This window comes from Streptomyces graminofaciens (genome assembly GCF_030294945.1).
Lineage (GTDB): Bacteria > Actinomycetota > Actinomycetes > Streptomycetales > Streptomycetaceae > Streptomyces > Streptomyces graminofaciens.
On sequence record NZ_AP018448.1, the window covers coordinates 1,477,059 to 1,496,807 of the forward strand.

Below are 19,749 nucleotides of genomic sequence, written 5' to 3' on the forward strand. Positions count from 1 at the left end.
TCGGTCCTGTAGCGTGTCGACGCGCATCGCGCCCATGGCCCCGTCGCTCGTGGGTCACAGCCGGATGATGACGAGGGCAGTGTCGTCGGTGGCGCCGCCGGCCGGGAGCAGGTCACGCAGGAGGGCGTCGGCGAGGGGCTCCAGGACGACGCCGCGGTGGCGGGTGAGGGCGTCGGCGAGACGGGCGAGCCCGGCGTCGATGTCCTCGTCCCGGCGTTCGATCAGCCCGTCCGTGTAGAGGACCAGGGTGTCGCCCTCGGCGAAGTCGACGGTTGCCTGTGGCCGGGGGGTGTGTTCCGGGCGTGCGCCGAGCGGCGGATCGGTGGCCTGGTCGAGGAAGACGACCCGGCCGTCGCGGCACAGCAGCGCGGGCGGCAGATGACCGGCGCTGCTGTAGACGATCGTGTGGGTGTCCCAGTCGATCCGGGTCTGGACGACGGTGGTGTTCTCCGCGCCGTCGACGGAGCGGGCGTACAGACCGAGGGCGTCCAGCGCCTCGGCGGGGCCGTCCGCCACGAGGGACGCGGCGCCGAGCGCGCTGCGCAGCTGGCCCATGACTCCGGCGGCGGCCAGCCCGTGCCCGACGACATCGCCCACGGCTACGCCTATACGGTCGCCGCCGGACAGGTCGACCAGGTCGTACCAGTCGCCGCACACGTTCAGCGCGCCCGTGGCCGGCTGGTAGCGCACAGCCGCGCGATGGTGCCTTACAGGGCTGGGCGCGGGGAGCATGGCCTGCTGCAGGGCGAGGGCGACCTCGCGTTCCCGGGCGTGCGCCTCGCGCAGGCGTTCGTTGACCTCCTGCAGCTCACGGGCGCGGGTGTACAGCTCGGCCTCCAGGACGCGGTCCCGGTCGCCGAGCGGGCGGGAGCGGGCGCGGATCAGCTCGGTGACCTCCTCCACCCGGTGGATCACCAGCACCACCTTCCCGTCGGGGCCGACGACGGGGGCGTTCACCGGGCTCCAGTACCGCTCCTCCCACTCCCCCGGCCGCTCCGTCGACTGCACGTCGTACCGCTGCAGGGCCATCGCGTCGCGCTCGCCGGCGCCCACCACCCGCTCCAGGGAGGACGCGAGGTTCCGCATCCCGCTTCCGCCGGGGTCGTCGGGGTTCTCGGGGAACACGTCGAAGAGGTACCGGCCGATCACCTGCTCGCGGGTGCGCCCCGCCACCCGCAGGAACTCCTCGTTGGCGTCCGCGTACACGAGTTCGGGTGTCAGCAACGCCACCATGCCGGGCAGGGCCTGGAAGACCTCCGCGTAGTCGATCGCCGTATCAGCCATGCTGCGCCGCCTCAGCGTCCGTCGCCGTTCTGTGAACCCACCATACGAGCCGGAACCGGACAGGGCGCGGACCGTGCGGCCAGGAGAACGGCAGGTCACACTACGTGCACGGTCACGGAGCGCAGAGTCGCCGCGGCGGTGCCGGGCCGGGTCGATGCGCGGCACCGGCCGGCCGAGTTCACCGGGTCCGGAGCAGGATGTCGCGCATCGACCCCATGCCGTACTTGTCCTCCCGGCTGGACAGCTCCGCCACCTCGCGCAGAAGTGGCTCGATGTCGACCCCCGCGTCGCAGGCCTCCGCGCACAGGTCGTGCAGGGTGAGCAGTTCGTCGCGGGTGTCCGAGCCCTGGTCGACGATCGACATGTGCAGCAGGCGCTGCCGGAATCCCTCGGGGGTGGGTTCGAAGGGCAGGTGCACGGCCCAGCGGAACGCAGTGCGGTGGGCGAGGAGGGCGCGGACGGACGCGCGCAGCGGCTCGTCGCCGTGTTCGTAGGCGCTGAGCAGGGCCCGCAGCGCGGCCTCGGCCTCCGTCCGGACGCCCGCCTCGTCCATCGGGGCGGGTCTCAGCCGCATCTTCTCCGCCCAGTCGGGATCGCTGACGTCCACCGGCCGCTCCGCGATCGGGCGGAGAGCGGTGTCGACCCGGGTGACGGCCGCTTCGATCCCCTCGATGTCCTCGATCCTCATGAACCCCTCCTTCAGCAGGGTTGGCGCCACACCCCGAGTTCCAGACGTTTGACCATCGACGAAAGTCCCAGGCGGCGGGACTCCGCGCAGAAGCTACTCCTCGGCTCCTTGTACTCGACGTGGAACACCGCCTTTCCGGCCTCGACGAACGGACTCAGCTCGGCGCACTCGTCGTACTGGGCGCACTCCTCGTTGACCGCGAAGTCGAAGTCGGCCACGAGCTGGGGGATCTGCGGGAGGTCGTTCTTCAGGCCCACCGACAGTCCGCGCGCGTGGGCGATCTCGGCGATCATGCGGTTGTACCTCAGCTGGTCGCGCGCGGTGAGCGGGAAGCCGGTGTCGTTGCCGTAGCCCTCGACGAGGTCGGGCTCCACCGCGTCGAAGCCCTTGTCCCGGCACATGTCGAAACGCCGCTCCATGATCGGTCGCAGCACGGAGAGTTCGCGGATGTCCAGCCATCGCTCCCCCGCCCAGCCGTCGGGTTCGCCGAGCACCGAGCGCGGGAAGTCGTCCTTGTCGGGCCGGTAGTCCTCCCAGGCGCCGACGTTGATGTAGCAGATGACCTTGCGGCCGTCGCGGTGCAGCCGGGCCACGTCCGCCGCGGTGTTCTCGAAGCCGTCGATGTCGTAGACGGGTACGTCCACCGACGGGTCGACCTTGCTGCTGAGCTGCCACTGCCAGGCGAGACCCGGCTTCGGCTTCCACCGGGCCGCGGTGGCCGCCGGGGAAGGGGAGCCGCTCGGGCCGCCGGATCCGCCCGTGCCGCTCGAACAGCCCGCCAGCAGCGCAACGGCCAGCAGGGTTCCGCACACCAGTGCCGTGCTCCTCTTCATCGCTCCGCCGTCCCGGTCAGCGCGGGCGTCAACTCGGCCCAGGGATTGGGTGGTTCACCCGTGACGGGGCCGCACACCGCCGCGCCGCGCTCGTGCGCGGTGCGGACGGCGAGCGGGACGAGCGCCTCGGGCACGCCGTACACGAGGTGGCACAGTGCCTCAGGTGGATGCCGGTCGGTCCAGGCCGGTCTGCTGAACGCCGAGACGTACGTCGACCAGTGGCCCTCGAAGGTGACGGTCAGGTCGGCGAGGCGGGCGTACCCCGGCGCCGGATGGACGCCGGGGTTGAGGACGACCGTCCCGGCGCCGAGTCCGCGCACGGCCTTGACCAGGCGGCGGCAGGCCGACAACCCCTCCGGTGTCGCCGTCACCCGGTCGAGGAAGCAGCCGTCGGCCGCGTACCACTCCTGGTGTCGGCGCAACTCGTCGGCGATCTCGGCGCGGTCGCGCACCCCGTAGTCGGTGTCGACGTAGCCGAGCAGCCGCGCCCCGGCCTCGCGGAGGGCACCGGCCGCCGCCGTGAACGCGGGGTCGGGGCTCTCGCCCGGCCCGTTCGCGGGGTTGAGGATCACCCCGTAGGTGCGGTCGGCGGCGGTGATCAGGCGGTGCCAGGCGCCCGGGTCCTCGGCCGGGTGGACGTAGAGCGGAATCAGCAGGCTCACGGCGAACCGTCGCCTTCCCCCACGGAGCGCCACAGCGCGGCCACGGCGTCGTCGACGGTGTGGGCCGGGCGCCAGCCGAGGGCCGCCTCGGCGGCGGTGATGTCGGAGCACTGCCAGGAGACCTCTGCCGAGCGGACCGAGGCCGAGCCTCCCGCGTTCTCCTGGATCCGTCCCCGAAAGCCGGCCTTGTCGGCGAGGCCGCGGACGAGTTCGCGCACCTGGACCGCCTGCCCCCCACTGATGTTGAGGACGGGGGGCAGCGGGCCGGAGGCCGTGACCGCGAGGACCACCGCCCGGGCCACATCGCGGACGTCGACGAAGTCGCGGTAGGCGGACAGGTCGCCGAGGCGCAGCACGGCGGCCGGGTCGGAGCCGGTCGCGCGCAGCAGTCCGGCGATGCGGCCGGGCAGACCGGTGGCCGGTGCCCCCGGCCCGACCGGGTTGCCGACGCGCAGGACGACAGCGTCGAGGCCGGAGGAGGCGACGGCGACCGTGCCGGCGAGTTTGGTCGCGCCGTACGGGCCGACCGGGCGGACGGCCGCCGACTCCGTCACCCGGACGTCCGGGACGCCGGGGCCGTACTCGGCGGCCGAGCCCAGATGGACCAGCCGGGCGGCGGGTGCCGCCTGGCGCAGCGCCGCGCACAGCACGGCGGGGCCTCTGGCGTTGACCTCGGCGAGGGTGACGGCGTCGCCGCCGGTGGCGCCGGCGCAGTTGATGACGGTGTCGGGGGCGGCCGACGCGAGGGTCTTCGCCAGTTCTTCGGGGTGGACCGAGGCCAGGTCGACGGGGAACTCGGCGGCGGGCGCGCGCCCGCCGCCGAGGACCAGCGCGCCCGGCAGGGCGCGCAGTCGCTCGGCGATGTGGGCGCCCAGATAGCCGGTGCCGCCCAGGACGAGAATGCGCATGTGGTGCTCAGGCCCCCTTGAGCAGAAGCGACTTTCGGGTGGTGAACTCGGCGTTGGCCTGGTCGTAGTCGTCGGGGCGGCCGATGTCCAGCCAGTACCCGTCGAACTCGTAGGCATGTGGCTGGTTGTCGGCCCTCAGCAGATCGAGGACCAGTTCGTCGAAGCCCAGCGGCAGTCCGGGTGTGTAGCCGTCCAGGGTCGAGCGGGACAGGCCGTAGACGCCCATGGAGACGTGGTAGTCCATGCTGGGTTTCTCGGTGAACGCGACGACCTTGTTGGTGTCGGTGGTCAGCACACCGAAGTCGATGTGGACCTTGCGGGCGTAGGTGGCGATGGTCAGCGGGGCGCCCGAGGCGCGGTGCTGGTGCAGGACGTCGGCGTAGTCGAGGTCAGTGAGGACGTCACCGTTCATGACCAGGAACGTCTCGGGCAGCCGGTCGCGCAGGTTGAGCAGCGGGCCCATGGTGCCGAGCGGGCTGTCCTCGGTGGCGTAGTCGACGGTCAGGCCCCACTGGGAGCCGTCGCCGACGTAGGCGCGGATGATCTCGCCGAGGTGGCCGATGGCAATGGTGCAGCTGGTGAAGCCGGCCGCGGACAGCTGGCGGAGCACGATCTCCAGGATGGCGTGCTGGTCGCCGATGGGCACGAGCGGCTTGGGCAGCGCGGTGGTGTAGGGCCGCAGCCGGACACCCTTGCCTCCCGCCAGGATCACTGCGTGCATGGGACTCCTCTTCGTACTCGGATGAAGGGTCGTGTCGGGCGGGTCAGATGTTGTAGATGCCGGTCTTGTAGCGGGCCAGGTTGGCCGGGTCGCGGAAGAACTCAACGGTGTGCGCGAGCCCCTCCTCCAGGGAGTGGGCGGGCTGCCAGTCGGTGGCGGCGGCGAGCCGGGTCGCGTCCGCGACCAGCCGCATCACCTCGGAGCCCGCGGGCCGGATGCGTGTCTCGTCCTCGCGGACGTCGAGTTCGGTGTCCATGACCTTGCCGATCAGCGCGACGAGGTCGCCGACCGAGATCTCCCCGCCGGTACCGGCGTTGAAGGTGCGTCCGACGACCTGCTCGGCGGGCGCGGTGCCGACCGCGAGGAACGCCTGTGCGGTGTCCTTGACGAAGGTGAAGTCCCGCGTGGGGCGCAGATCGCCGAGGGTGATGGTGCGCTCCCCCGCCGCGACCTGGCCGATGACGGTGGGGATGACCGCGCGCATCGACTGGCGCGGCCCGAAGGTGTTGAACGGCCGCAGGGTGACGACCGGGGTGCCGAAGCTGGCGTGGTAGCTGTCGGCCAGCCGGTCCCCGCCCGCCTTCGAGGCGGCGTACGGGGACTGGGTGTTGATGGGGTGGTCCTCGGTGATCGGTACGGTCTGCGCGGTGCCGTACGTCTCGCTGGTGGAGGTGTGCACCAGCCGGGGCGTGCCGAGGGCGCGGACGGTCTCCAGCACGTTGAGGGTGCCGGTGACGTTGGTGTCCACATAGCTGTGGGGCGCCTGGTAGGAGTACGGGATCGCGATGAGCGCGGCCAGGTGGTAGGCGGTGTCGGCGCCTTCGAGGAGACCGCGCACGGAACCGGGGTCGCGGACGTCACCGAGGACGATCTCCACGTGGTCGAGGACGTCCGGCCGGAGGGTCTCCAGCCAGCCGTACGAGGAGAAGGAGTTGTACTGGGCCATGGCCCGCACCCGGTGTCCGGAGGCGACGAGTGCCTCGGTGAGGTGCGAGCCGATGAAGCCCTCGGCTCCGGTGACGGCGGCGAGCGGTGCGGAGGTCAACTGGTGGGTCCTTCCGGTCGGTTGGATGTCGGGGTGATCAGCGGTGGATCGGTGATGGATCACTGCGGGATCGTTGATCTCGGGGAGAGTTCAGGCGTGCGACGCGGGCCTGCCGAGCAGCCGCAGCGTGCACGCCGACAGACACAGCAGGGCCGCGCCGCAGGCCAGCGGCAGCGCCGCGTGGCCGGGTGGGAGACCCAGGCCGGTGACCGCCGCGGCGCCGCCCGCCGCCGTGAGGCAGATCAGGGCCGAGGGCCAGGCCGCCCCGAAGGCCTGGAGCAGCAGCGCGGTCCACAGCACGGCCGCGAGCAGCAGCAGTGCGGTCGGTTCGGAGCCGGTGAGCAGGGCGGCCGGCAGCAGCGGCGCCAGGTAGCCGAGCAGACAGAGACCGAGGATGCCGGCCGAGCGCAGCAGGAACCCGACGGGTGTGGCGGTGGACCGCAGCGCGGACACCGACAGACCCCGGTAGCGGTAGAGCAGCCATTCCGCCGGTCCCATGCTGACGGTCAGCACGATCACGGCGTACGGCTCCTCGCGTCCCTCCAGCAGTACGAGCACCCCGGCGGCCAGGCCGAACAGGCCGTACGGCAGGGACCACAGCAGGTGTGGTCCGGCGGCGCCGGACGCGGCCGGGGCGCTGCGGGCGGTCCAGAGGGCCCGGCCGGTGACGGCGAGCGTGGCGAGGAGGGCGAGCAGGGGCAGTCCGGCCCGCAGTTGGGGGCCCGGTTCCCACCAGGGCAGGACCGCGGCTCCGGCGATCAGGGGGCTGAGCGCGGCCAGCAGCAGCCGTTCTCTGCCGAACACCAGCAGGACGCCCGCCGCCGCGAGGTAGGCGGACTGTCCGGCGGCGATCAGGATCACGGCGCCGCTCTCGGCGGGCAGTGCCGCGACCCCCGTGGCGACCGCCGCGCCCAGGGGCGCGCCGACGAGGAGCGTACGGCCCGCCTCGCGTCGCCCGGTCGCCATCCGCAGATGCGCGCGGTGGCCGAGCGCCTGGCCCCAGGCCCAGGAGACGAGTCCCGCCAGGACGAGGACCGGGATGTGTGCTCCGGCGTTCCACAGCGGGGTGGTGAGGAGATACGCGAGGCCCGGCAGGGCGAACAGCACACCGCGCAGGAGGCAGCGCACCGTGTCCGGGCGCCAGGGGTCCGGCCCCCGCGGGGGGTCCGGGAAGGTCCGCGGCACCTTCTCGTACAGCGCGGCGGCGAGGGAGAACAGATTGGGGTGGCCGTACCGTTCCTTGATGACGGAGGCGGGCATGCCCTCCGCCTCCAGGAGTGCGGCCACCTCGTAGGGGTGGACGGCCGGGCCGATGCGGTCGGCGAGTTCGGCGGCGAGACCGTTGACCGCCTCCTCGTCGGGGCCGCGCCGGGGCAGGCGGATGACGAGGGTGGTGTCGTCGAGGGCCCAGCTCGGGCGGCGGTGTATGAGGCGCCGGTCGGCCAGCCGGATCGCCAGCGTGTCCTGGTCGCCGCCGGGTTCCAGTGACATGGGGCCGCTCATCCGGCCACCGTGCTGATCGGGGCGAGCGGGGCCGACGGGACCGCCAACCGGTGCTCCGGCTTGGGAAGTTCGAGATAGATGGCGCGGAAGGTGTCGATGGTCTGGCGGAGGGTGAACTGCTCGATCACCCGCAGCCGGGCCGCCTCGCCCATCGCCGCGCGCCGCGCCGGGGCGCCCAGGAGTGCCAGCGCGGCCGCGGCCATCGCCGCCGGGTCACGCGGCGGTACGACGAGCCCGGTGTCGCCGACGGCCTCCCGTACGCCGCCGACGTCGGTGGAGACGGTCGCCCGGCCGCACGACATGGCCTCGATCAGGGTGAAGGGGAAGCCCTCGCTGATGCTGGAGAGCATCACGACGTTCCCGGCCGCGTAGGCGTCCTTGATGTCGTCGACGCGGCCCTCGAAGGTGACGGCGTCCGCGTGCCCGAGTTCGGCGGCGAGCGCCTCGCAGCGCTCCCGGTAGGCCTCGCCGCCGCGCGGGGTGCCGCCGAACAATCTCAGCCGGGTGTCCGGGAGTTGGGCGCGGACCATGGAGAAGGCCCGGATGAGGGTCTCCAGGTCCTTGATCGGGTCGACGCGGCCCGCCCAGCTGAGGGTGAGCGTGTCCGGCTCCGGTCCGGCGGGCGGGAAGGCCGCGGGGTCGACGCCGTTGTAGACCGTGCGTATGGACTCCGGGTCGGCGCCGCCCTGTTCCTCCCAGAGCCGGTTGTAGCGGTTGCCGGGGGTGATCAGGGCGGCCCTGCGGTAGCTCTCCTCCGCGAGCAGCCGGAAGAAGCCGAGGACGACGGCCTTGACGGGCCAGCGGTAGGGGGCGGTGCGGTAGCCGAGGTAGCGCTCGCGCAGATAGACGCCGTGCTCGGTGAGCAGTAGGGGTACGCCGTGGTGTTCGAGGGCGGCGAGGCCGGGCAGGACGGCGACGCCGCCGCTGACCGCGTGCGCGACCCCGTACTCGGGAGGTGGCGCGGCCAGCGGGCGCAGGGCGTGTTCGAGCAGGGAGGTCGCGGTGAGCGCGTCGTGCAGGTTTGGGCGGGCCTCGCGTACGGCCAGGCCCGGGCGGTTCCATATGCCGGTCAGGACGGCGATCGCCCGGTCGCCGCGCAGGAAGGGGCTCAGTGTTCCGTCCGCCGCGGCCCGCGCCATGGCGTACAGGGCGGGCGCGAAAGCCGACTCGGCGTGCGGGTCGAGCAGGGCGGTGAGGAACTGTTCGTAGGCGTGGGTGAGTCGGTTGCGGGCGCGGCCCCGGGGCGGACGGCCATCCGGCGGGGCGCCCCACATGGGGACGGACAGGACGCGTGTCACATGTGCGGGCAGGTCCCAGACGACGGGTTCGCGTCCGGTCCCGGTGACGGCGATGACGTCGAAGTCGAGGTCGGGCATGCCCTGTACGAGCTGGTCGCACCAGACGCTGACGCCGCCGTGACTGTGTGGGTAGGTGCCTTCGGTAAGCAGTGTGACGCGCGTCGCGTCACTGTTTCGCGCTCCGTGAGGAACGGGCATGGTTGTGCTCCACGGCCGAGAAGTGGGGTGGTTCGTGCCGGTCCCGGCCGCCGGCGGGCGGACGGGACCGCAGGGCGGTCCTGGGGTCGGTCCTGGGAACCGCCTTGTGGTCCGTCCTTGGGTCACGCCTGGGATCGGTGGTCATGAGGTCGGTGCCGGTGGCGGCCCCCGGTGCCGTACGGCGGTCAGCTCTCCGCGGTGTACGGGACGGGCTCGCTCACGCCGTCGGGGACCTTGGTGTCCGGCGCGGGTTTCGTGGCGGGGGCCGTCTCGGCGGACTCGTCGGCCGGCAGCGCGGCGGAGGCCGGCAGGGTGAAGTCGAGCGGGGCGCCCGCGGAGGGTGTCCAGCCCGAGACCGCGCCCGCGTAGGCCTCGCCGAAGGCGGCGCCGGCCGACGTCGTCCCGGTGGGCAGGGTCGCGGTGACCGCCAGCTCGTCCGGTGCCTCGACGGTCACCGTGTCGCCGATGCGGTAGGCGGTGACGTCACCGGCCTGGACGGCCGTCTTCCAGGCGGCTCTGCGCCGCAGTTCGGCGCCGATGTCCTTCATTCTCAGGTTGACCACGGGGGTGTTGGTGGCGAACAGCGCCGTGTAGCCGTCGAGGACGCCGTCGAGCACCGGGTAGGCGATGCGGTCCTCGGCCAGGTTCGACTGGTGGATGAAGTGCGGCTTGGGATCATTGGCGAGGACATGGCCGAGGGCGATGCGCTTCTCCAGCGGCACGATGACCTCGGCGTAGCCCGTGGCGGTGTCGAGGGGGGCCGACAGGCAGGTGGCGGTGGCGGGGTTGTCCTCGCAGATGCCGCTGCCGCCCTGGGCGCGGCTGGTGTAGATCCAGTTGTACTCGTCGACCTGCTCGGCCGCCCTGCCCGCGTTGTAGAACACGTTCATCGGGTAGCGGGGCACGGTCGTGGCGGGGCCGACCTGACGCTGGTCGGGCTCGCGGGAGTTGTCCGAGCCGAGCCAGTCGATGTCGTTGTCGTCGAGGGCGAGCGCCAGGTTGGGGTTGTCCTCGGTCTGCTGCGGCAGCACTTTCATGCCGGAGTGCTCACCGGTGACCAGCTCACCGTTCTCCAGCGGGAGTCCGGCGCTCGCGCCCCAGACGCGGTTGGTGGCGATCTCGTCGGCGATGTCGCTGCGGCCGACCCATTGGGTGGAGCCGTCCGCGTTGGTCGCGCATCTCCAGGGCACGACCGAGGTGTCCTGGACACAGCCTAGGAAGGCGTGCGTGTAGGTGTGGTTGATCCAGCGGAACTCGGCGCGGTCCGCGATCAGCTTGTCGGCGAGCGCGTCGTCGCCGTTGTTGTCCCCGCGGTGACCGACGCTGCCCGCGCCGTTGTAGGCGAGGTCGAGGGTGAAGTCGTTCTCGGTCTGCCAGGCGGTGGCGTGGTCGACGTCGGCCGTGGTCATACGGATCGGGTCGGGCTCGGCGTTCGGGTCCGTGCAGTCGACGTCACCGGGGGTGCAGTTCAGCTCGGTGTTCCAGCGGTCGTCGGCGGCGAACACGTCGTCGACGTGCACGGCGAAGTAGTTCCGCGAGGCGCCCAGGTGCACACCGCCGGTCATCCACTCCACGATGCCGCGGGCCAGCAGCCGGAACTGCTGCTGGTACCGGTTGTAGACGAAGGTGACGACGAGCTCGCGCCGCCCGTCGTGCTTGTACTCGCCCACGAGCGTGCCCTTGGTGGACTGCCCGGGGACCGTCGCCTCGACGTAGGGGGTGAAGTCGGCTCCGGCGACGGGGGTCGACAGGTAGGCGTAGCTCTCGCCGATCGCCGGGTCGTTGTCCTCGAAGGGCACCGCCCCGTCGAGATAGCCGAAGGGGCCCGACTTGCCGGCGGCGGTCACCTCGGCCTCGGCGCCGTCGAGGCTGCCGGAGTAGCCACCGTGGACCGGATACTGCAAACCGGCTTCTGGACGCGCGTAGGTGTAGGCGTCGACTTGAGGAATCGCGTACGTCTGCTCGTACGCCGCGAGCGCCGCCATCTCGGCGGAACCGGCCGGGAACGGGTTGTCGTTGGGCAGCACCACGGCCTGGAACCTCGCGCGCGGCCTGCCGTCGACGGTGTCCGCGAGGAAGCCCGCGTCGATCACGGTCCGGCCGGAGTCATTGAGGTCGATCTCGGTGTACGGCGTGCCGGCCGCGGTCAGTTCGGCGGCTATCGCGTCGGTGGAAGGGCCGCCGTCGCTCACTATGAGGACGCGCAGATCGATGCGGGGCGTGGTGCCATCGGCGTGTGCGGCGCCGGTCGGCAGGCCGAGTGCGGCGATGAGCGCGCCCACCGTGAGCATGGTGGTGCGTAAGGTCCGCGTCATGCGGTGCAGTCCCCTCCCCGGGCAGGGGTGAGCGCGGCTCCCGCAGAGCGGACGCACCCCCTTGCGCGACGCCGGCTCCCCCCTCAGAAGTCGGTCGTCGACGCATCCGTCGCGTCACATAGTGGTGGCTCTGTGCAGCTTTCGTGGTGATGCAGCGAAACATGACGAAAAAGCGCAGGTGTCCAACAGGGGTGACCTGGAACCGAATTGACGTTTTTTCCATCGTCCAGGAGCTTTGCGCCGGATGGCCCCCGAAGGGCCCGGCGCGCTGGTCCGGGCCCTTCGGGACGCACCGGCGGACCGCGTGGGCCCGCCGGACCGATCGCCAGTGGTCCAGACCACAAATGTGAGCCCGGTCACAGATCATTTCAGGTCACTCCCACCGTGGTCGGTCATTTCCCCGAGGGAGCGTCAGGCGTGGAGCACGCGCGTCTCGGGCGTGCAGGCCGGCCCGCCGCTGGACGACACCACCGGAATCAGCGACATGGTGACGCGGGCCCGGCCGAGTGGCGCCTACGGCTGATGGAGGGCCTCCGGCTGCGGGGGCCCGCGCATCGTGCGATAACGGCACCATGGCAGAGATTCCCACGGCCAAGGCCGCTGAACTCAAGATCAGTTTCTCCGGCGACGAGGCACGGAAGGCGGCCTGTGCGCTCGGGCTGCAGAGCAGTGCGGGCCGCAGTCGCACGATCCACTTCTGGGACGCGCCGAGGAAGGGCTCCGAGGGCATCGTGCTGCCCTTCCTCGAACGCGGGGTCATCCTCCGGCTGCGGCTGGACGACGCGGACCACGGGGCGAAGCGCAAGGGGGACATGACCGTCAAGCTGCGGCCGTGTCCCCCGCTGCCGTCCGACTGGCAGGAGGAGATCAAGAACGAGGACGACGACTGGGAGTTCACGATCGAGGAGGACCGGGCGGGCCCCTCCTTCGTACCCGTGCCGGCCGCCTCGCTCCAGGCCGACCGCAAGTTCGAGGCGGCGCTCCTCCGGTCGGCGCTCGCGTCCGAACGCGGCGCCCTGGACCATCTCCTCACCGACCCGCACCACGGCCTTCTCGAGGACGCCGCCGGTCTGAAGAAGGGCGACCTCTCCGACCTCAGGGCGCTGGGCCCGGTGTACAGCGTCAAGTGGAAGCAGGAGTGGGACGAACTGGCCGTGGCCATCGAGGAGTGGACGGTCAAGGACCTGCGTTTTCTGGAGATCTCGGTCCGATCGAGCACGGCGGAGGCGGCCGACACCGGGCGACTGCTCGAACGGGCCCTGCGTGGACGCGGCATCGAGCCGCCGCCGTCCGGCGAGACCAAGACGCGGATGGCGCTGACGGTCCTCGCCCGCGACCTGGTGCCCTGACGGACTCCGCGCCGACGGCCCCGGCACCCGGCCCTTCCCCGCTGCCGGGGCCGGGCCGGGACGAGTCCTCGGTGCTAGCGTGAGGGAACGTAGGCCGACTCGTGCAGAGGCGACCGTGTGCCCAGCGGCTGTACGAGGGGCCCATGACCTGCGGGTGAGCAGGAGGCGAGGTGGCGACTCGGAACGTCGAGCCCCGAAGCCGCGTGGAGCGGCCCGAACCCGCGTCCTCCGGCACCCTGACGACCTCGGAGGAGACGGCCGACAGGGAGACCTTGTCCCTCGTGCTGGAACAGGCCAGGACCGGCCTGGACGGCGTGGGCGCCCTTGTGCACGGCTACCACCGCGAGGACGGTGAACTGCGCCTGATCGCGGTCGACGGGATCAGCGCGGCGAGTGCCGGGCCGTGGGCCGAACTGCCCGAGGGGCATGACGCGGCGCCCGCAGTGGCCGTGCGGCGCTCGGTGTCGGTCTGGGTGGGCGGGGACCCGCTGGGCATCGGGGCGACCGGTACGCTCTCGGTGTCCCTCCCCGGTGCCGATCGGCTGGTCGGTGTGCTCTCCGTGCTGACGGCGGGGGACGGCGAGCCGGACGAGGTCCATCAGTCCTTCCTGCGCACGATCGCGCGGTGGGCCGGCGTGCATCTGAGCGGCAGGCCCGGCGCTCCGCTGGGCCATGAGCCGCTCGGGCCGGAGCGGCCCGTACAGATGGGCGAGCTGACCAGCGCGCTCGCGGAGGCCGTCACAGCCCGGGACGTCATCGATGCCTTCGCGAGCCATGTCCTGCCCCCGTTCGGCGCCGACGGGCTGGTGTTCTACGCCCTGGAAGCCGACCGACTGCAATTGGTGGGTGCCCTCGGATACCCGCGGGAATTCCTCAGAGCGGCCCAGGTCCTCCCGGTCTCCGCGCACGCCACGATCCTCGACGTGGTCGGCACGCGCGTTCCCCAGTTCATCGAATCGAAGGCGGACTTCCTGCGGCGGTATCCGACCGAGAGCCCATTGAGTGAGCTGTCGCCCAAGGAGGCCTGGTCGTTCATGCCGTTGGTCGCCTCCGGGCAGGTCGTGGGTGTGTGCGTGGTGTCCTTCAGCGAACCGCATCCCTTCAGCGACGAGGAGCGCACCCTGCTGACCGCCGTCAGCGGTCTGGTCGGACAGGCCCTGGAGCGGGCGCGCCTGTACGACGCCGAGCACGCCCGCGCCCAGGAACTCCAGCGCGGCCTGCTGCCGAGGACACTGCCCCGGCTGCCCGCCGTCAGCGCCGCCGCCCGCTATCTGCCTGCGGGGCGGGACACGCAGGTGGGCGGTGACTGGTACGACCTGATTCCGTTGTCGGCGGACCGGGTCGCCATGGTGATCGGTGATGTCATGGGCCATGGCATCACCGAGGCGGCCACCATGGGCCGGCTGCGCACCGCCGTACGGACCCTCGCCGATCTGGACATGCCGCCCGACGAGCTGTTCGGCCGTCTCAACGACATGGTCCGCGACCTGGGCGAGGACTCGTACGCCACGTGCCTGTACCTCGTCTTCGACCCTGTCGCGCGCACGTGTTCGTACTCTCTGGCCGGGCACCCGCCGCCGATCGTCGTTCTGCCCGACGGCACTCTGCACAGCCCCGACCCGTCGCCCGATCCACCGCTGGGTGCGGCCTGTCCCCCGTTCGACCTGCACCATCTGGACCTGCCAGAGGAGAGCCTGCTCGTCCTGTGCACCGACGGGCTCATCGAGTCCGCCGACCGGGACGTGGAGCAGGGGCTGGCCCAGCTCCGGCAGACCCTGTCCCGGGCGGCGGCCCGTACCGGCCAGTTCGGACCCGCCGATCAGGCGGGGGACGTCCGGCGTCTCGAAGAGCTCTGCGACACGGTCGTCGCGGCCCTGCTGCCCGACCGCGAGCAGACGGCCGACGACGCCGGGCTGCTGATCGCCCACACCCGGTGCACCGACGCGGGTGACGTGGCCTCCTGTGACCTCCCGGAGGATCCCCGGGCGGCGGGCCAGGCTCGCGCCTATGTCCGCCGACAGCTGGCCGACTGGAAGCTGGACGATCTGACGCTCACGACGGAACTGCTGGTGAGCGAGCTGGTCGGCAACGTCGTCCGGCACGCCAAGGGCCCGATCCGGCTACGCCTGCTGCGCAGCACCTCTCTGACCTGCGAGGTGTACGACGGCAGCCTCACCACTCCCCGCATCCAGCACGCCACCTACACGGACGAGGGCGGACGCGGCCTGCAGCTCGTCGCCACGCTGTCCCGACGCTGGGGCGCCCGCTACCTCCAGGACGGCAAGTGCATCTGGGTGGAGCAGGAGCTCCCGGTCCGATCCCAGCCGCAGGCCTAGGGCGTGTTTCGAAAGTGGCGTCGTCCGCCCGGAGGGCGGGGCCCGCGGCGTCTGGTGCGGTGCATCGCATGGCGGAGGGTCGTCCGCGTACTGGGCGTACGCGGACGATCCCGACAACGCGGCGAGGTGCCGTGCCAGGCGTCGCGGGGCAGACGGGACTTTCGAAACACGCCCTAGCTCAGGGGCAGGACCCTGCGGTACACGGTCACCGCGATCACCGCGACGGCGACGTGCATCAGGAGCAGGGCGACGACCCCGGTCACGCCGCCGGCGTCGAAGAGGAGGAAGTCGGGCACGAACGACGCCACGACTACGACCGGGACGAGCCACCGGAACACGCCCTCGGCGTTCCCGGACACCTTGCGGACGATCCCCCATCCGATCGCGCCCGCCACCACGCCGACGGTCGTCAGGAAGATGTACGAGCCCGGGTCGAGCGGCTGGAAGTCGTCCGGCGCGCCCACCGCGCGCCCCAGTACGGCGATCACCGCGTTCACCAGGGAGGACAGCACGACGGCGACCAGGACACCGCCCACCACGACCAGCGGGCCTCGGCGGGTGGCGGTGCTCTGGGAAACAGCGGACATGGTGACTCCAAGGGGGACAAGGCCGCGTACGGACGCGCAGCCGTTTGAAGAATCAAACATAATCTTGCAGCAGGTCACTTGAAAGTTCAAGCCATGGCGGAGGGGTGCGTCAGGAGCCCTCGGGCCGAGGCGGCCCTACCGGCGACGCCAGGGCAGTACCGCCGGGTCGGCCCCGGCGGTCTCGACACGCTGCAGGGCGTCGCCGATGGCCTCGCCGATCTCGGCGAACTGCCGTACCTGCTCCGGAGTGAGCGCGTCGAAGACCGCTCGGCGCACGGCCTCCACATGTCCGGGGGCGACCTGCTCCAGCAGGGCGTACCCCGCGTCGGTGAGCACGGCGAGCTGACCTCGCCCGTCCGCGGGGTCCTCGCGCCGGTCGACGAGCCCGTCCTCGCTCAGCCGGTTCACCGCGTGGGTCAGCCGGCTGCGAGTGATCCTCAGCTGCCGGGCCAGCTCCGACATACCGAGGCTTCGCTCGGGCGCCGAGGACAGGATGGCCAGCAGTACGTAGTCGGCGTGCGTCATGCCGGCGTCCCGCCGCAACTGCCGGTTCAGATAGTCGGCGAGCAGGGTGGAGAAGTCGATGTAGGCCAGCCAGGCCCGTCGTTCCTCGGCATCCAGCCAGCGGGGCGTCGTTTCCATGATCGCACTTTAGCGAGCTGTCATTTGAAGCTTCAATCACGACATGCCTCCTGAGCGAGCCCGGCCGCGGGGTCGTTCGGCGGCAGCCTGCGCTCGCGGCGCTCCCCGTCCGTCGGTCGGCCGACGGGGGCGCCCTCACCAGGTGACGGGCAGCTCGTAGGCGCCGTAGACGAATCCGTCGTGCTTGAACGGGATCCGGTCCAGTTCGGTGGCCAGGGCCAGGGTGGGGATCCGGCGCAGGAGGGTGGGGTAGACGACCTGGAGTTCCATACGGGCCAGGGGTTGGCCGAGGCACTGGTGGACGCCGAAGCCGAAGGTCACGTGGCGGCGGGCGTCGCGTGTGAGGTCCAGTCGGTCGGGGTCGGGGAAGACGGACGGATCGCGGTTGGCGGTCTCGTTGACCGGGATGATGCCTTCGCCGGCGCGGATGACCTGGCCGGCGATCTCGATGTCCTCCAGCGCCACCCGGCGCAGTCCGCCGTGGGTGATGGTGAGGTAGCGGAGCAGTTCGTCCACCGCGCCGGCGATGAGCCTGGGGTCCTCGCTGTCGCGCAGGAGGGCCAGTTGGTCCGGGTGCCGGAGCAGGGCCAGGGTGCCGAGCGTGATCATGTTCGCGGTGGTCTCATGGCCCGCGAACAGCATCAGCACCCCCATCTCCGTCGCCTCCTCCCGGGACAGCTCGCCCGCCTTGACGCGCCCGGCGAGCCCGGAGAGCAGGTCCTCACGGGGGTGGGCGAGCTTCTCGCCCAGCAGGCCGTCCAGGTAGTCGGCCAGCCGCTGCTGGGCGGCCCTCCGCTCCTCGGCGGGCGTGTCCCGGTTGATCAGGGCCTTGCTGTTGGACTGGAAGAAGTCGTGGTCGTCGTACGGCACGCCGAGCAGTTCGGAGATCACCAGCGACGGCACCGGCAGCGCGAACGCCTCGACGAGATCGGTCGGCCTGGGGCCGTCGAGCAGTCGGTCGAGCACGTCGTCCACGATCCGCTGGGTGGGCCTGCGGATCGCCTCGACGCGCTTGATGGTGAACGCGGACGTGGCCATCCGGCGCAGCCTGGCGTGTTCGGGGTCGTCCAGCATGATGAAGCTCGTGCCGGTCGAGCGTTTGTTCTGCTTCAGCAGATGCTCGGTCGCCGCGGCCTCCCCCGGTGAGAGCTTCGGCGCACCGGGCTGGAAGGGGTCCACGCTGACCCTCGGGTCGGACAGCACCGCCCGGTGTGCGTCATGACCGGTCACGAGCCAGGGCGTGCTCCCGTCCCACAACCGGACCCGTACCAGCGGTCCTTCGGCCTGCCGGGCCCGCATGGCGGGCGCGGGGTCCAGCGGGCACCGCGCGGGCCTGGCGATGTCGTACTCCGGGGTGTCCGCCGTGGGTCCGTCCGCCGGTTCGCCTAACGCACTGGTCACTGCCGCCTCCTTGTTCGTCGGGCACCCGCCGACGGGACTGAGGAAACACCAGGCGATAAGTTCAGTCAATCGGTTGATTTAATTCTTCGCACGACCCGCACACCGGGCCGCCGCGCCCCCGCCGAACCGGTCCCCCGTCAGTCCTCGCGTGTGACCGGTGCCTGCCACAGGGCGACGACGGCGTCGATCAGGCCGTTCGCGGTCCCGCGCCAAGTGGCCCGGGATGTCGGACTGTTGTCCGCGAGAGCACGCTCGCGCTCGGCGGTCATCATCGTGATCAGGTGACGGGACATCGCCGCGCGTTCGTCGCGCACCTCGGCCGGCAGCTCGGGCAGGCAGCGGCCCATGCCCTGCTGCAGCGTGGGTATCGAGGGCGAGGCTGCCGCGAACTCCGAGGTCGTGAGAGCACGCAGTGCCGGGTCGGCCGTGACCTGGGCGATGAAGCGGGCGTACCAACTGGGGACGCCCAGGGCCTCCACGTGTTCGGTGACCGGGCGGACCGCGCAGGCGACCCAGTCGCGCAGCTCGGTGGAGTCGCCGATGTCGGCCATCATGCGGCTGCGGCCGACCTCGATCCGCTCGGCGTGTCTGCGGACGATGGCGCGTACCAGGTCGGCCTTGGTGCCGAAGTGGTAGCTGACCGCGGCGTTGTTGCCCTGACCGGCGGCCAGACTGATCTGACGGTTGGCGACCGCGTGCACGCCGTGTTCGGCGAAGAGCCGTTCCGCCGCGTCGAGGAGCGCCTCGCGGGTCGCGCCGACCTGTTCGTCCCGCCTCGTCCTGCCGGCCATCGTCACCAACCTCGGGACATGCACGCCGCTCCACGACGGCCCGTCCCCCAGGCCGTCACGGGTCCCCGACCGGTTCGGGGAGGTCAAACGACGAAAGAGTACGCAATGCGGCGACCGCCTCCGGCGCCCCTCCTCCACCGCCTCCGTGCGCCCCGGACGGCGGCGGCGCACACCAAGGTCGAGTTCGTGAACGGCGTCGAGTCGTCCTCCAGCCCGGCCTGGAGCCGATGCCCGCACTACGGCGTGACCGACCCCGACAGTTCGCGTGGCTCACGCGGAAGTCGACGCCGCCCACCTCCGCGGGCGGCCCGCGAGGCCGGCCGCCTCCGGGGCATCGGCACCGGGCGCGAACTGAGGATCAACGAACCCGGGACGGTCGTCCAACTCCTGCTGCGCGTCCTGCCGCATGATGGCGAACTAGCCGCGCCCGTCGGCGGCTTGCCCGGAGGCGAGGCGGTCGTGATCGCCGGTGTCGGCGTGGTCGGCCGCGTACGCTTGTCGGCCGTGTCGGCGCCGCACTACCGTGCCGACGTGGATCTCTTCTCAGCCTCTTGGTCGGCCTTGCGCACGGCGGTCGCGGGACTCCCGGACGAGGACTTCGAGCGGCCGTCCGGTTGCGTCGGCTGGCTGGTGCGGGATCTCGTCTGTCATCTGGTCATCGACGCGCAGGACGTGCTGATCACCCTCGCCACGCCCACCGACGCGGAGCCGACCGTCGACGCGGTGACCTACTGGCACGTCGAGGACCGGCCACCGACCGGCGAGGACCCGCTCGACGCGCTGACCGTCCGGCTGGCCGCCGCCTACGAGGAACCGCGTCTGCTCAAGTTCCACCTCGACGACGTCGGCTCGGCCGCCGGGCGCGCCGCCGAACTCGCCGATCCCGGCGTCCGGGTGGGCACGCGCGACGAGGTCCTCACCGTGGGCGACTATCTCACCGCGTACGTGCTGGAGTGGAGGCTGCACCACCTCGACCTGATCGCGCATCTGCCGGACGCGCCGGAACCGCCCGCGGCGGGCCTGGCGCGATCCCGTGCGCTGCTGGAGAGGATCGCCGGCGTCGCGTTCCCCGCGTCGTTCACCGACAAGGACGCGCTTGTCGTCGGCACGGGCCGTCGGGCAGCGACCGACGCGGAGCGGGCCGAACTCGGCGAGCCGGCCGCGAAACTGCCGCTCGTCCTCGGCTGA

At 71.7% G+C, this 19,749-nt stretch carries 17 protein-coding genes; 3 read left to right on the forward strand and 14 right to left on the reverse strand.

Annotation, left to right across the window (positions count from 1 at the left end; translation table 11 throughout):
* Positions 1-54: 54 nt before the first annotated feature.
* From SGFS_RS06675 to SGFS_RS06720, 10 genes are all read right to left on the reverse strand, one after another.
* Positions 55-1,284, reverse strand: coding sequence for a PP2C family protein-serine/threonine phosphatase (locus SGFS_RS06675; protein WP_286248433.1), 1,230 nt, complete (start codon positions 1,282-1,284; stop codon positions 55-57).
* Between the two features lie 178 nt (positions 1,285-1,462).
* Positions 1,463-1,972 (reverse strand): hypothetical protein, encoded by a 510-nt coding sequence (locus SGFS_RS06680; RefSeq protein ID WP_286248435.1) that lies wholly within the window; start codon positions 1,970-1,972, stop codon positions 1,463-1,465.
* Positions 1,973-1,983: 11 nt separating this feature from the next.
* Positions 1,984-2,805, reverse strand: a complete 822-nt coding sequence (locus tag SGFS_RS06685) for an endo alpha-1,4 polygalactosaminidase (RefSeq protein WP_286248437.1) — start codon at positions 2,803-2,805, stop codon at positions 1,984-1,986.
* Positions 2,802-3,467 (reverse strand): spherulation-specific family 4 protein, encoded by a 666-nt coding sequence (locus SGFS_RS06690; protein WP_286248440.1) that lies wholly within the window; start codon positions 3,465-3,467, stop codon positions 2,802-2,804. The genes SGFS_RS06685 and SGFS_RS06690 overlap by 4 nt, the downstream gene beginning before the upstream one ends.
* Complete coding sequence (locus SGFS_RS06695; RefSeq protein ID WP_286248442.1) at positions 3,464-4,375, reverse strand: NAD-dependent epimerase/dehydratase family protein; 912 nt, start codon at positions 4,373-4,375, stop codon at positions 3,464-3,466. The genes SGFS_RS06690 and SGFS_RS06695 overlap by 4 nt, the downstream gene beginning before the upstream one ends.
* A 7-nt stretch (positions 4,376-4,382) precedes the next feature.
* Positions 4,383-5,096: a nucleotidyltransferase family protein gene (locus tag SGFS_RS06700; protein WP_286248444.1), complete on the reverse strand. Its 714-nt coding sequence runs from the start codon at positions 5,094-5,096 to the stop codon at positions 4,383-4,385.
* Positions 5,097-5,139: 43 nt separating this feature from the next.
* Positions 5,140-6,141 carry a GDP-mannose 4,6-dehydratase gene (locus tag SGFS_RS06705; RefSeq protein ID WP_286248446.1) on the reverse strand — a complete coding sequence of 334 codons (1,002 nt, stop codon included), beginning with the start codon at positions 6,139-6,141 and terminating at the stop codon, positions 5,140-5,142.
* A 90-nt stretch (positions 6,142-6,231) separates the two neighbouring features.
* Positions 6,232-7,644, reverse strand: a complete 1,413-nt coding sequence (locus SGFS_RS06710) for a hypothetical protein (RefSeq protein WP_286248448.1) — start codon at positions 7,642-7,644, stop codon at positions 6,232-6,234.
* Positions 7,641-9,140, reverse strand: coding sequence for a GT4 family glycosyltransferase PelF (pelF, locus tag SGFS_RS06715; protein WP_286248449.1), 1,500 nt, complete (start codon positions 9,138-9,140; stop codon positions 7,641-7,643). The genes SGFS_RS06710 and pelF overlap by 4 nt, the downstream gene beginning before the upstream one ends.
* Before the next feature lie 185 nt (positions 9,141-9,325).
* Positions 9,326-11,455 carry a hypothetical protein gene (locus tag SGFS_RS06720; protein WP_286248452.1) on the reverse strand — a complete coding sequence of 710 codons (2,130 nt, stop codon included), beginning with the start codon at positions 11,453-11,455 and terminating at the stop codon, positions 9,326-9,328.
* A gap of 572 nt (positions 11,456-12,027) precedes the next feature.
* On the opposite strand from SGFS_RS06720, the gene SGFS_RS06725 reads away from it, so the two are divergent.
* Together SGFS_RS06725 and SGFS_RS06730 are read left to right on the forward strand one after the other, a co-directional pair.
* Positions 12,028-12,804 carry a hypothetical protein gene (locus tag SGFS_RS06725; protein ID WP_286248454.1) on the forward strand — a complete coding sequence of 259 codons (777 nt, stop codon included), beginning with the start codon at positions 12,028-12,030 and terminating at the stop codon, positions 12,802-12,804.
* Between the two features lie 170 nt (positions 12,805-12,974).
* Positions 12,975-15,140 (forward strand): SpoIIE family protein phosphatase, encoded by a 2,166-nt coding sequence (locus tag SGFS_RS06730; RefSeq protein WP_286248456.1) that lies wholly within the window; start codon positions 12,975-12,977, stop codon positions 15,138-15,140.
* Positions 15,141-15,313: 173 nt separating this feature from the next.
* On the opposite strand, the gene SGFS_RS06735 is transcribed toward SGFS_RS06730, so the two are convergent.
* The 4 genes from SGFS_RS06735 to SGFS_RS06750 all read right to left on the reverse strand — a co-directional run bounded on the left by SGFS_RS06735 (position 15,314) and on the right by SGFS_RS06750 (position 18,561).
* Positions 15,314-15,727 carry a DUF6069 family protein gene (locus SGFS_RS06735; protein ID WP_286248457.1) on the reverse strand — a complete coding sequence of 138 codons (414 nt, stop codon included), beginning with the start codon at positions 15,725-15,727 and terminating at the stop codon, positions 15,314-15,316.
* Between the two features lie 135 nt (positions 15,728-15,862).
* Positions 15,863-16,369: a MarR family winged helix-turn-helix transcriptional regulator gene (locus tag SGFS_RS06740; protein WP_286248458.1), complete on the reverse strand. Its 507-nt coding sequence runs from the start codon at positions 16,367-16,369 to the stop codon at positions 15,863-15,865.
* A 135-nt stretch (positions 16,370-16,504) separates the two neighbouring features.
* The gene (locus tag SGFS_RS06745) at positions 16,505-17,770 is read right to left on the reverse strand and encodes a cytochrome P450 (protein WP_286248459.1); all 1,266 of its coding nucleotides are present in this window, start codon (positions 17,768-17,770) and stop codon (positions 16,505-16,507) included.
* 137 nt (positions 17,771-17,907) lie between these two features.
* Positions 17,908-18,561, reverse strand: a complete 654-nt coding sequence (locus tag SGFS_RS06750) for a TetR/AcrR family transcriptional regulator (RefSeq protein WP_286248460.1) — start codon at positions 18,559-18,561, stop codon at positions 17,908-17,910.
* Positions 18,562-19,092: 531 nt separating this feature from the next.
* Here SGFS_RS06750 and SGFS_RS06755 point away from each other — a divergent pair.
* Positions 19,093-19,749, forward strand: coding sequence for a maleylpyruvate isomerase N-terminal domain-containing protein (locus SGFS_RS06755; RefSeq protein ID WP_286259827.1), 657 nt, complete (start codon positions 19,093-19,095; stop codon positions 19,747-19,749).